This window comes from Parafrankia sp. EUN1f (assembly GCF_000177675.1).
Lineage (GTDB): Bacteria > Actinomycetota > Actinomycetes > Frankiales > Frankiaceae > Parafrankia.
The window spans coordinates 1-12,138 of sequence record NZ_ADGX01000213.1 but is presented as its reverse complement, the minus strand read 5'-3'; the positions used below and the strand labels follow the sequence as shown (position 1 = coordinate 12,138).

The window sequence follows — 12,138 nt, the reverse complement described above, 5'->3', positions numbered from 1 at the left end:
GACCAGATGCACCTGGTATCGGGGACCATTCGATCTTCGCTTCAAGATCGAATGGTGATGGTTTTCGGGGCCAGGTCGCCGAGCGGATCGCAGCTGGGCCGAGGGTCGGCGCGCCGCGTCGGCGACCAAAGTGCCTGCGCGGCAGGCAAAAGCAGCAAGGAGGGGATCGCGGGGCTCCGGCCTGCAGGGCCGGTGCAGGTGGCTCCCATTCTCATCGACACGACATCGCGGTCGGGCCGAGGTGGTCCCCACTCCCAGCAGCGAACGGTCCCCACTGCCACCTTCATAGCCACCCCCCACCAAACCGTGAGCGACCCGGACCGCTCGCCCCGCCCGTTGCCGATCCGGCCCCGGCCGATCGCCGGGGAGAGTCCCACCGCCTACGTCCGCCGCCTCGCCGAGGCCAACCACGTCCGCCCAGGCCATCTGAGACGGCTCGTCGACAGCAGGCCCAGTGACAAAACGACCATCCGGATGGACTGGCTCGCAGCCCTCGCCGGCAGGACATTGCCCGACCTGCAACGAGCGCTCACGTCGCCAGCCAGGCGCCAGGCCCACAAGCCCGAACTGTTCGCCGCCATCCGCCACGACGCCCAGGACTCCCGGCTCTCGCTGCGTTTCCTCGCCAGACGCCACGGCGTCACCCGCCGCACCGTCAGTCAGGCCCTCAACTCCCCGACACCGACGCCGCGTAAGAAACTCCCGCCCCGCGGTTCACGCCTGGACCCTTTCAAACCGGAGATCGACGCAATGCTGCGCGCGGACAACCCCGATCCACCGCGCACGATCAGACAGATCACCGACCAGCTCCGCGAGCAGCACCCCGACGCCGGCCTCACCTACTCCATGATCCGGCCTACATCCGCCGGGACGAGCACGCCGAACCGGAGCACCTTCGCTGACACAAACCGCCACAGCGCGCCGAATCAAGATCAGAATTGCCGGCGATCCGTGACACTGAATCTGATCCGACCTGGCCAGCAGACCCGCATCGGATCACCTTGCTGTCAACGGTCAAAAGCCAACCGTGGTGCACCTATCCGCCCACCACCCCTGGGCAGCGCTCGCCGTCCAGACCCTGACCGTCCTGCGTGAGTTGCCCGACCCCGGATAGCCACCCGGACCTGCCCTGCCCCGACGACCCGCACCACCCCCCGGCCGTGGACCGGCGCCCCGACCCGCGCGACAGCGGGCCACCCCGTCACACCCCAACCACACAACTCAACATCAAAACAGGGCGGGACGACCGACAAACCGGCCCAGCCATCCGGCGAAAGATCGAGGCTAGTCACCTTATTTTTCGGGTTAGACCCGATATTAGCGGTCGCTGACCATCAGGCCCGGTAGGCGGGCGGTGATTACATGTTCGGCCTCGGCAACAGTGCGTTCGATCAGATCGGCGACAGTCGGGACGTCGTGGACAAGTCCCTGAGATGTTCCTACGGTCCACACGCCGGCTTCGAGATCGCCGGTCTCGAACACGGTGCGCCCCCGCGCGCCGGCGACGAGGTCTCGGACGTCGTCGAAGGTGCCGCCGGCGGCGAGCCGTGCGACGACATCTCGGCTGATCGAGTTGCTGGAGACTCGGGAGGTGTTGCGCAGTGGGCGGAAGATCAGCTCGGTGTCGAGTTCGCTGGCCTCGACGATCGCAGCCTTCACATCGATGTGCACAGGGGCTTCGACGGTGCTGAGGAAGCGCGTTCCCATGCTGATGCCGTCTGCGCCGAGCGCGAGTGCCGCCGCCAGGCCACGACCGTCGGCGAAGCCCCCGGAGGCCACCACCGGGATGGTGAGCCGGCTGGTGACCGCCGGTATCAGGACGAGTCCAGTGATGTCGTCCTCGCCGGGATGCCCGGCGCACTCGAACCCGTCGATGCTGATCCCGTCGACCCCCAGCTGCTCGGCCTTGACCGCGTGCCTCACACTCGTGCATTTGTGCAGCACCTTGATGCCGGCGGCGTGAAACGCTGGTAGATGCGGCGCCGGGTTGGAGCCAGCGGTTTCGACGGTCCTCACCCCGGAATCGATTATGGCTGCTCGATACTCATCATACGGCGGGGGATTGATGCTCGGCAGGATAGTCAGGTTGACGCCGAAGGGGGCGTCGGTGAGGTCACGGGTTCGCGCGATCTCCTTGCTGAGATCCTCCGGTGTCGGCTGGGTCAGCGCCGTGAGGAGCCCGAGGCCGCCGGCTTCGGCGACCGCGGCCACCAGCTCGGCCCGGCTAACCCACTGCATGCCGCCTTGAACGATCGGGTGACGAACACCGAACGTCCGGGTGAACGGGGTGGAGAGCATGTGTCCTACCTGACTGGTCGGGGTTCGGGCCGTCGTGGATCTTGCGATCAGTGTTCGGGCCGCGGGTGATGCTGTGACGTCAGAGAGTAATGTTGATGTTCCTGGTGCGCGTATACTCTTCGAATCCCTCACGACCGCCCTCGACGCCGAGACCGCTGGCTTTCCACCCGTTGAACACGGTTTCGGGTGGCAGGGAGGCCATACCGTTGACAGAGACGTTTCCGGCCTCGAGTGCGGACGCGACGCGGTGAGCGCGGCTGAGGTCCCTCGTCCAGACGTAGCCGGCAAGGCCGAACGCCGTGGAGTTCGCAACGGCGACGGCCTCCTCGGTATCGTCGAATGGCGCCACCGAGAGCACAGGGCCGAAGATCTCGTCTTGCGCCAAGGGCGAGGACATGTCGACGTCCGCGAAGACAGTGGGTTCGAGGAAACTGCCGAGCTGGTGGTTCTGTGGAATGCCTCCCCCGGTCAGCAGGCGTCCGGACCCAGCGTCGAGGGCCGTGGCTACGACGCCTCGGATCCGCTCGCGAGCGGCCTCGCTCACGACCGGTCCCATGGCGGTGCGCCTGTCAAATGGGTCACCGATGCGCACGGCGGCGGCGGCGGCGGCCATGGCGTCGAGGAAGGGGCTGTAGATCGAACGGTGCACCAGGACGCGTGTGGGTAGGAAGCAACCCTGGCCGCTGTTCTGCACCGCGCCGAGGAGCAGGCTGATCTTCGCTGTACGCGCGACGTCCACATCGCCGAAGACCAAGGAGGCCGACTTGCCTCCCAGCTCCAGCACGGCACGGGCGTGACGAGCCGCAGCGGCCTGGGCGACGGCGGCGCCGGCTGTGTTGCCGCCGGTGAAACTGATCAGTCCAACCGACGGGTGCTGAGATAGCCGGGCTCCGCCGTCGGCGGCTGCGCCTACGACGTTGAGGACGCCGGGGGGCAATCCCGCACGGGCGGACAGCTCTGCAATGGCCAGGCTTGAGAAGGGAGCCAGCTCACTGGGTTTGAGCACGACTGTATTGCCGGCGGCCAGCGCCGGCGCCACCTTCAGGGCCAGCGCGACGATTGGGCCGTTCCAGGGTGTGATGGCGGCGATCACGCCATGCGGCACCCGCTGGGTGTAGTTGACTGTGCTCCCGGGCGCACCGATCTGAGGCGCCCTTCCACCGATCTTGTCTGCGTATCCGGCGTAGTGGGTGAACCATTCGGCGGCGTGATGCACTCCCATGACGGATGTTCGCAAGGGCATACCCATCTCCGCGGAGACGATTGCTCCGAGCTGCTGGCACTCTGCACGCATGAGCGCGGCGATCGACAGCAGGAGGTCGCGGCGTTGAGGAGGTGGCAGTGCCCACCAGGCTGGGGAGGAGTCGGCGGCCGACTGCACGGCCGTGTCGACCTGATCGACCGACGCAAGGCGTCGCTCACCGAGGCTTTCGCCGTTGCCCGGGTGGATGTGTTCGACAGATTCGCCGTCACCGGGAACGGTGCGGCCGTCGATGTGCACCAGCTCGTCAGGGAGGCTGTCGAATGCTTGGGTGCGGACGTCGTGTTGAGATCTTATTGTGGGCGTCATATTCGTACAGGCCATCCTGAATCGCTTATCAACTGGATATGTTTGATCGAGTTGTCCGTCCTCGGCGAGCCGGACTCGATCATGCTGCCGATCGCCAAGCCCTACGGCCGTCGAACGAGCCGATCCGGCTTGGGCAAGCTAACCCACGTTCTGCGATGAACGTTCCCCCGCGTGACCGCCTCGGTCGACGGCAGCGCGTAGCCATCGGCCAGCCCGAGGCAGGTTTCCCGGTCGTTTCCGTCGCGGCCCGGCACGTGGAGTGCGCCGGCCGATGGACGAGTGCGGTGTCATCTCGTGGGGCGCGCGCCCGACGTCAGCGCTTTTTGGCGCGGGCGACGAGTTGTGCGGCGATGACGTTACGCTGTATCTCATTGGTTCCCTCGCCGACGATCATGAGGGGAGCATCGCGGAAGTAGCGCTCGACGTCGTACTCGGTGGAGTAGCCGTAGCCGCCGTGAATGCGCACGGCGTTGAGGGCGATCTCCATGGCGACCTCAGATGCGAAAAGCTTGGCCATGCCTGCTTCCATGTCAACGCGCCGGCCGGCGTCGTAGAGCTCGGCGGCGTGCAGGGTGAGCTGGCGGGCGGCGCTGAGCTTGGTGGCCATGTCGGCCAGGTAGTTGCCGATCGACTGGTGCTTCCAAATCGGCCTGCCAAATGACTCGCGTTCCTGTGCGTAGGCCAGTGCGTCGTCGAGGGCGGCCTGGGCGACGCCGAGTGCGCGTGAGGCCACCTGGATCCGGCCGGTCTCCAGGCCCTTCATCATCTGGGCGAAGCCTCTGCCTGGAGTGCCGCCGAGCACGGCGGACGTGGGGGTGCGGTAACCGTCGAAGGAGATTTCGCACGACTCGACGCCCTTGTAGCCGAGCTTGGGCAGGTCGCGTGAGACCGTCAGGCCGGGTCCGTGCTCGACCAGCAGGACGCTGATGCCAGTATGGGCGGGCTCGACCCGGGGATCGGTCTTGCACAGCAACGCGATGAGCTGGGAGCGGCGGGCGTTGGAGATCCACGTCTTGGACCCCGAGACGACGTACTCGTCGCCGTCCTGGCGTGCCGTGGTCGTCATCGCCTGCAGATCGGAGCCACCACCCGGTTCGGTCAGCGCCATCGTGGCACGGATTTCACCGGTGGCCATCCGGGGCAGGTAGTGCTGCATCTGCTCCTCGGTGCCGAACTGCAGCAGCAGCTTGGCCACGACGGTGTGGCCGCCCATGGCGCCGGCCAGGCTCATCCAGCCGCGGGCGAGCTCCTCGGTGACCGCGACATACGCCGGCATCGAGACCGGGGCGTCGCCGTAAGGCTCGGGGATCGCCAGCCCGTAGATGCCGAGTTGCTTCATCTGCTCGATGAGCTTCTCCGGGTACGTGTTGGAGTGCTCGAGCTCCTGCACGACGGGCTTGACCGCATGGTCGACCCACTCCCGCACGGTCGCAACGATGGCCTGTTCTTCGGTGCTCAGCTGCGGCATTGCGATGCCTTCGTGTAGTAGGAGATCGACCGACGGTCGGGATCTGACCTGTCGGCGCGGGCTGACTGGCACATGACCTGGGGTCGGCCTAATATAAGCCTGCACGTCTCAAAATTACCAGGTAGCCGAGATCTGGCCGTGCATCCGGCCGCACCTCCCACTCACCAGTACGAGCCGTCTGGAGGATCATGTCGACGTCAGTAGCGCCCCGACACGCCCGCGCCGTGCGGGGGCGGTCCTTCGACGAACTCGACGTCCGGAAGGTGTTCGACAAGTCACTTACCGTCACGTTGATCGGCGGAAGGTGACTATGGCGCATCGCTCCATAGTCGGCAACCGCTTGCGGCTCTCACTCGACGAGACGCTCGCGGCGGAGGCGACGTGGGAGATCCGCCGGGCGAGCCCGGCCCTCATGTGGGACGTGTCGATCGGTCGGTCGACGAGCCTCACGCAGCACCTCAAGGCCGACCTCTTCTACCGCCGCCTGCCGCTCCGGCGATACCAGTTGGTCGGTGGCATGTTGACGACCGTTGATGGTCTGAAGGAGAGAACCCGACGGCAGAACCAGCTCGTCACGGGACTGGCCGCGATGCATACCGCGACGACCGATCAGCGCGATCGCCCGGTCCTTGACCTCCACGGCGCGGGTCCCTCCGCAGCTCGGCCCGGCTGGTGGGGCTGTGACCACGTGGATCCGGTGTACGAGGAGGACATGGTGCTGTCGACTATTGAGATGGAGGGCCGCGACCTGCTCTTCGGCGGCGGGGGCCTCGTGCACCTGCGGGCCGCGGTCGAGACGGCTTCGGTCGCCGGCCCATGTCGGCCGGTTCTCGGCGCGATGTTCGCGTGATGGCGTACGGGGAGCGGGCGCGGAGTCTGCTGTTTGTGCCGGGAGACCGACCTGAGCGGTTCGCCAAGGCGGTGGCCACCGGCGCCGATGCCGTCATCATCGATCTCGAGGACGCGGTGGCCCCGGACGCGAAGCCTGCAGCACTCGAGCACACGCTGCGCTGGATCGGGCAGGGGCGCGATGCGGTGGTGCGCGTCAATGCCGCCGGCACGCCTTGGCACGCCGATGAGATCGCGGCCCTGGCCGGTACCGGTTCGCTCATCATGGTGCCAAAGGCCCATGCGGTCGACGACCTCGTCGCCATCCGAGGCGTCGTTGGTGATCGACTCATTGCGTTGATCGAGACTGCCGGGGGGGTTCGCGACGCCGACGAGGTATGTGCCGCTCTCGGCGTTGTCCGAGTCGCACTAGGCAATGTCGACCTAGCGCGGGAGCTGGGGGTCGACCCGGGTTCCCACGCGGCGTTGGCCTACGCGCGCGGACGGATCATTGTGGCCTCCGCAGCGGCCGGAATCGCGCCGCCGGTAGACGGAGTCACGACGGCACTGGACTCTCCTGAGATGTTGGTCGATGACCTGGCCGTCACACGAGCGCTCGAATTCGGGGGCAAGCTGTGCATCCATCCGCGCCAGGTGGCCGCGGTCAACGACGCCCTGCGTCCCAGCGCCGCCGAGCTGGCCTGGGCTAAGCGCATACTGCGGCACTCCGACACCGACGGGGTGAGCGTCGTGGACGGCGTGATGGTCGATGCGCCCGTCCTCGCGAGGGCCGCAGCTCTGCTGCGGCGCGATCTGCGGTCCGGCGATCCGCCGACAGGCGTGCCGTGAACGGCCTGGGGTGTGATGCCGGCACCGGCTGGCCGTCTCATAACGACGGCGACTACACATGGCCCTAACAGCAGGCCATTTAGATGGATCATCTAACTGATTTTTCGGCGCGGAAGGATGTTCGATGAGCGACGTGAGAGCGGACGATACCGCCAGCGACCTTGAGGTCGAGGCGCTGCGTGGCCGCGCCGGAAGCGGCTCCTTAGCGATCTTGCTTGCGTGGCGGGCGCGCGAGAGACCCCACCACTGGTTCCTCTCCGTCGAGGAGGATCTCGGTTTCTCCTTCGCCGAACTGGCCGCCTCAGCGCAATCCATGGCGCAAGCCCTGCGGGCCGCCGGCGTGGGACGAGGCCGTCGTGTGTTGGTGCGCGTCGGCAACGACGAGCGATTTCTGCCCGCCATCACGGCCGTCTGGCTCGTCCGTGGAGCGGCGGTGCCTATGCACCCCGCCGCCTCGATGAACGACGTGACCCGCGTGGTGGCCTCGATGGACGTCGCGGCCGTGATAGCCGATCCCGACGACGAACCTGCTCACCGGGTCGATGTCCCCGTCATCGACGTGCCTCGGCTCGCTCATGGTCCTGTGACGGACGGTTCCGACCAGTTGGACGTTCCTAGCGACGTGCAGGGCGACGCGCCAGCGCTGATCCTCCTGACCTCGGGCTCGACCGGTCTGCCGAAGGGGGTCGTGCTGACGCACGACAACGCGTGGTCGAATCTTCGGGCCACCGTCTCGGCCTTCCGGAGCGACACGGAGCCCGCTCGACTCCCATCTGATGAGAAGCCGCCCAACCTCCTGGCCAACCCGCTCTCGCACACAGCGGGAATCGTCCGGCTGCTGTTCGCTCTCTACGTCGGCCGCAGCCTCGTGCTGATGCGCAAGTTCGACCCGGTCGTGGCTCAGCGCATTATCGAGACGCGAGGGATTGACAACCTGACGATCAACCCATCGATGCTGCGCATGCTGCTCGACGGACTGCCGCGGGGGGTCACGCTGGGCAAGGTGCGGTACGTGTCATCGGGCACCGCTCCGTTGACGCCCGCGCTGCGCGAGGAGTTCGAGGACCGCTTCAACGTGCCCGTGCTGCAGGCCTATGGGCAGACCGAGGCATTCGGTGGCATCGCGATCGAGAGCGTCCGCGATGTCCTCGAGGGGCGTCGCCGACCGGGCTCAGTCGGCAAGCCGCTGCCAGGTGTCGAGCTGCGCCTGCTGGATTCCGCGGGCCGACAGGTCGAGCCCGGCATGTCCGGCGAGATCGCCGTCCGCTCGGCCTCAGCCACCTCCGGCTACGTCGCCGACGACTCGCCGCAGGTCGTGGAGGACGGATGGCTGCGCACCGGTGACCTTGGACGTCTGGACGAGGAGGGCTACCTGTACATCACCGGGCGTCTGAAGAACGTCATCATCTGCGGCGGCTTCAACGTCAGCCCTGACGAGGTCGAGGCTGCGCTCGAGGAAGATCCCAACGTGGTGGAGGCCGTCGTCATCTCGGTGCCCGACGAGCGGCTCGGCGAGCTCCCCGTCGCAGTGATCATGGGTTCGGGAGATCCGGAATCCGTCCGTGAGTCCGCGGCCACCCGCCTCGCCCCGTACAAGCGTCCGCGGTCGGTCATCGTTGTTGACGATTTCCCCCGGGTGCCGAACGGCAAGATCGACCGCGCGGCTGTGCGTCGCGACGCGCTTGCTCGGCTGGGACTGGCAGAGGCGGTGCAGTGATGTTCGAACTCAGCCGGGAACACGACGAACTGCGGGCCACGGTGCGAAAATTTCTCGCCAGGCGGTCCGAGGAGGGCACCGTCCGACGCCTGATGGAGACGTCGCAGGGTTACGACGAGCAGACCTGGCAGGTCATGGCCGCGCAGCTCGGCCTGCAGGGCCTGGCGATCCCCGAGGAGCACGGCGGATCCGGGTTCGGAGTAGTCGAACTCCAGATCGTCATGGAGGAGATGGGCCGGGCGCTGATGTGCTCACCCTTCCTCGCCACCGTCTGCTGGGCGGTGCCGCTGCTACTGGAATCCGGCGATGCCGCGTTAGCGGCCGAGCTGCTGCCGGCCGTAGCCGAGGGCTCCGTCACGGTGGCCGTCGCGGTGCAGGACGGCGAGCGCGCCACGGTCGCCCAGCGTGACGATGACGGATGGACCCTCGACGGGAGCAAGAGGTTCGTCGTCGACGGGGCATCCGCCGACCGGGTGGTGGTCCTGGCCCGGACGCCCGAGGGGCCGGGTCTCTTCTTGGTCGACGACGCGGCGAGCCTCGTCCGCACTGCCATGACGACGCTCGACCAGACCCGCAAGCAGGCTGCCCTGAGCTTCGAACAGACCCGGGCGAGACCCGTCGGCGACGTCGGCGCGGGCCAGACCGTGCTCGACGCCGCGATGGTAACGGCGCGCACGTTGCTGGCCGCCGAGAGTGTCGGCACATGCGCCCGCATGCTCGAGATGACCGTCAACTACGCCAAGATCCGGCACCAGTTCGACCGGCCGATCGGCTCGTTCCAGGCAGTCAAACACTTGTGTACCCGTATGCTGATCGACACCGAGCTGGCCACCTCCGCCGCCGGTGCGGCCGGTGCGGCTGTCGACGCGGGCGATGACGCTGCGCCTCTGCTCTCACGGGTCGCGGCCGCGGCGACGTCCGACGCGCTCGAGAGCGTCGCGGCCGAGATGATCGAGATCCACGGCGGGATCGGCTTCACGTGGGAGCACCCCGCACACCTCTACTACAAGAGGGCGGCGTCATCGGCCCGGCTGTGGGGTTCGTCGTCCGAGCACAGGTCCGCCATCTTCGACCTGGCAGGAGCGACGAAGTGAACGAGGACTTGCTGGTGCTGGCGACGACGACCGCCGAGCGCGAGTTCGCCACGCAGGCTGTCGCCTTCCTCTCCGCGCGCTATGACCGACGCAGGTCCCTGACCGCGAACTGGGGGGAGGGGGACGAGGCGCTCTCGCTCTTCCACGAGTCAACCGACGCGCAGGAGCGTGCAGAGGCCAACGCGGCCCGCGCGTGGCAACGGGCTCGCTGGGATGCCGGCTTCGGCTGGATTGCCGGACCTGTCGAGTACGGCGGTCGTGGGCTGCCCGCGTCACATGACCGGCTGTACCGCATGATCGAGGGAGCGTTCGATGTCCCCGACATGAGCCCCCTGCGCATCGGTCTCGGCACGATCAGTCCGGTGCTCGTGGCCTTCGGCACCCCCGAGCTGATCGAGACCTACGCGGTCCCCATGCAACGTGGCGATCTGATCGGATGCCAGCTCTTCTCCGAGCCCGGGGCGGGATCCGACCTGGCCGGGGTGCGCACGCGTGCCATTCGTCGCGGCGACGACTGGGTCATCGACGGCCAGAAGGTGTGGACGTCGAACGGGTCGTTCGCCGACATCGGGCTGGCGATCGTCCGCACCGACGCGGATGCCCCGAAGCATCGTGGCCTGACGCTTTTCGTCGTGCCCATGGACACCCCGGGCGTCGAGGTTCGACGCATCCGCCAGCTGACGGGCGGACACAGTTTCGCTGAGACCTTCCTCAGCGATGTCGCGGTCCCCGACAGCCACCGCCTAGGCGAGGAGGGCGAGGGCTGGAAGATAACGAATCGTGCGCTCGCCGGCGAGCGACGATCGGTGGGGGACCGGTCGCACGAGATGAACGCCCGCGCACTCGAGCTGCTGCGAACGCTGGCCGAGCGGGTCGGCAGAAGCGATGACCCCTTGGTGCGAGATCGATGGGCCGCGTTGTACGTCTCGCTTCAGTCGGCGCGGTTTCAGCAGCAACGCATGCAGGCCGTGCCGGAGGACCGGCTCACGGGCGCCGAACGCGCGATCGACAAGGTCGTCGTCGCTTGGGCATTTCGTGACCTCGGGCGTCTCGCTGCGGAGCTCCTCGGCCCCTCCTTCGCCGCGGATACCGGCGAGTGGGGGACGTTCGCGTGGACCCGCTGGTCGCTCGGAGCGCTGGGATACCGGATCGCCGGCGGCACGGAAGAGATTATAAAAACCGTGATCGCTGAACGGGTGCTCGGCCTACCTAGGGAGCCACGCGTATGACGACTCCGAGTTCCGTGCTGTTCGACGTCAAGGATCACGTCGCGACGATTACCCTCAACCGGCCCGAGGTGCTCAACAGCTTCAACCAGCCGATGCTCGACGATTTTGCGACCATCTGGCGCAGGTGTAGGGTTGACGAGGATATCCGGGCCGTGGTGCTGCGGGCCGCGGGAGAACGCGCCTTCTCGACCGGGGTCGACCGCAAGGCGGGGCGATACCGCCACCCCAATCCGTTCTCCGAGGATGATCCCGGCTTCTTCCTCGGCGCAAAGCAGAACCGCGTCTGGAAGCCGCTCATTTGTGCCGTGCACGGCATGTGCGCGGGCGGCGCCTTCTACTGGCTCAATGAGGCCGACGTCATCATCTGCTCGGACGAGGCGACCTTCTTTGATCCGCACACGACCTACGGGATGGTCTCGGCTCTCGAGCCGGTGGCGCTCGCGCGACGTATCCCCTTCGGAGAGGCCATGCGCATCGCACTGTTTGGGCTCGACGAGAGAGTCGGCGCCGAGCGGGCACTCGCGATCGGGCTCGTCAGCGAGGTAACCGCCCGCGATGCTCTCTGGGCTCGTGCCGACGAGCTAGCCCAGAGGCTCGCGGCCAAGCCCCCCATCGCCGTCCAGGGCACTGTCAAGGCCATGTGGGAAGCGCTCGGCATGTCAGTCGCCGCGAGCCGGGAGGTGCCTTTGCACTACCCCCAGATTGGCAACCCCCTGAGCAAGACGGAGATGGGCCAGACAGCCAAACCGTCCTTCGAGACGCGTTAGTCCAGGTAGCCGCCCGTCCGCCGGGTCGAGAAAGGTACTCATATGTCGCTGCTCGCAGGTCGTACGGCCGGGCAGGACGAGGTCATGGAAGCGGTAGGTAGCAGCCTGCCGGGCGTGAGGCTCGGCGATACCCGCGGAGAGTTTCGAGGTGACGACCTGGTCGTCGCGTACAGCCACCACGCCGGCGCAGGCTGGCTCGAGGAGAGCACGCCGACGTGCCGGGGGTCGACGCTGATGTCAGGCGAACAGGATGTGCGCTTCGTCGCCCTCCCCGCGCCGGACCCGCGCCATCAGGTCGGCCTCGCCCGGCAGGGACGC

The 12,138-nt window shown here is 67.3% G+C and carries 11 protein-coding genes; 8 read left to right on the top strand and 3 right to left on the bottom strand.

From position 1 onward, the window contains the following. Window positions 1-6 precede the first annotated feature (6 nt). A complete protein-coding gene (locus FREUN1FDRAFT_RS48355; RefSeq protein ID WP_083828927.1) occupies window positions 7-1,095 on the top strand; it encodes a TniQ family protein in 1,089 nt (362 codons plus the stop codon). A gap of 222 nt (window positions 1,096-1,317) precedes the next feature. Here FREUN1FDRAFT_RS48355 and FREUN1FDRAFT_RS35155 read toward each other — a convergent pair whose 3' ends face one another. The 3 genes from FREUN1FDRAFT_RS35155 to FREUN1FDRAFT_RS35145 form a co-directional block, all read right to left on the bottom strand. After that, the gene (locus FREUN1FDRAFT_RS35155; protein ID WP_006545147.1) at window positions 1,318-2,298 is read right to left on the bottom strand and encodes a nitronate monooxygenase family protein; all 981 of its coding nucleotides are present in this window, start codon (window positions 2,296-2,298) and stop codon (window positions 1,318-1,320) included. A gap of 79 nt (window positions 2,299-2,377) precedes the next feature. After that, the gene (locus tag FREUN1FDRAFT_RS35150) at window positions 2,378-3,883 is read right to left on the bottom strand and encodes an aldehyde dehydrogenase (RefSeq protein ID WP_198144561.1); all 1,506 of its coding nucleotides are present in this window, start codon (window positions 3,881-3,883) and stop codon (window positions 2,378-2,380) included. 298 nt (window positions 3,884-4,181) lie between these two features. Then, a complete protein-coding gene (locus FREUN1FDRAFT_RS35145) occupies window positions 4,182-5,336 on the bottom strand; it encodes an acyl-CoA dehydrogenase family protein (protein WP_006545145.1) in 1,155 nt (384 codons plus the stop codon). A 310-nt stretch (window positions 5,337-5,646) separates the two neighbouring features. Between FREUN1FDRAFT_RS35145 and FREUN1FDRAFT_RS40465 the strand changes: the two genes are divergently transcribed. The 7 genes from FREUN1FDRAFT_RS40465 to FREUN1FDRAFT_RS35110 all read left to right on the top strand — a co-directional run. Beyond that, window positions 5,647-6,186 (top strand): hypothetical protein, encoded by a 540-nt coding sequence (locus tag FREUN1FDRAFT_RS40465; RefSeq protein WP_006545144.1) that lies wholly within the window; start codon window positions 5,647-5,649, stop codon window positions 6,184-6,186. Next, window positions 6,186-7,013, top strand: a complete 828-nt coding sequence (locus FREUN1FDRAFT_RS35135) for a CoA ester lyase (protein ID WP_006545143.1) — start codon at window positions 6,186-6,188, stop codon at window positions 7,011-7,013. The genes FREUN1FDRAFT_RS40465 and FREUN1FDRAFT_RS35135 overlap by 1 nt, the downstream gene beginning before the upstream one ends. A 124-nt stretch (window positions 7,014-7,137) precedes the next feature. Further along, window positions 7,138-8,730, top strand: coding sequence for a class I adenylate-forming enzyme family protein (locus FREUN1FDRAFT_RS35130; RefSeq protein WP_006545142.1), 1,593 nt, complete (start codon window positions 7,138-7,140; stop codon window positions 8,728-8,730). Then, the gene (locus FREUN1FDRAFT_RS35125; RefSeq protein ID WP_006545141.1) at window positions 8,730-9,824 is read left to right on the top strand and encodes an acyl-CoA dehydrogenase family protein; all 1,095 of its coding nucleotides are present in this window, start codon (window positions 8,730-8,732) and stop codon (window positions 9,822-9,824) included. Before FREUN1FDRAFT_RS35130 ends, FREUN1FDRAFT_RS35125 begins: the two co-directional genes overlap by 1 nt. Further along, window positions 9,821-11,053 (top strand): acyl-CoA dehydrogenase family protein, encoded by a 1,233-nt coding sequence (locus FREUN1FDRAFT_RS35120; protein ID WP_006545140.1) that lies wholly within the window; start codon window positions 9,821-9,823, stop codon window positions 11,051-11,053. Before FREUN1FDRAFT_RS35125 ends, FREUN1FDRAFT_RS35120 begins: the two co-directional genes overlap by 4 nt. Further along, on the top strand, window positions 11,050-11,820 hold the full coding sequence (locus tag FREUN1FDRAFT_RS35115) for an enoyl-CoA hydratase/isomerase family protein (RefSeq protein ID WP_006545139.1): 771 nt from the start codon (window positions 11,050-11,052) through the stop codon (window positions 11,818-11,820). The genes FREUN1FDRAFT_RS35120 and FREUN1FDRAFT_RS35115 overlap by 4 nt, the downstream gene beginning before the upstream one ends. 42 nt (window positions 11,821-11,862) lie before the next feature. After that, window positions 11,863-12,138, top strand: a 276-nt coding sequence (locus FREUN1FDRAFT_RS35110) for a hypothetical protein (RefSeq protein WP_006545138.1), incomplete at its 3' end; no start/stop codon positions are given.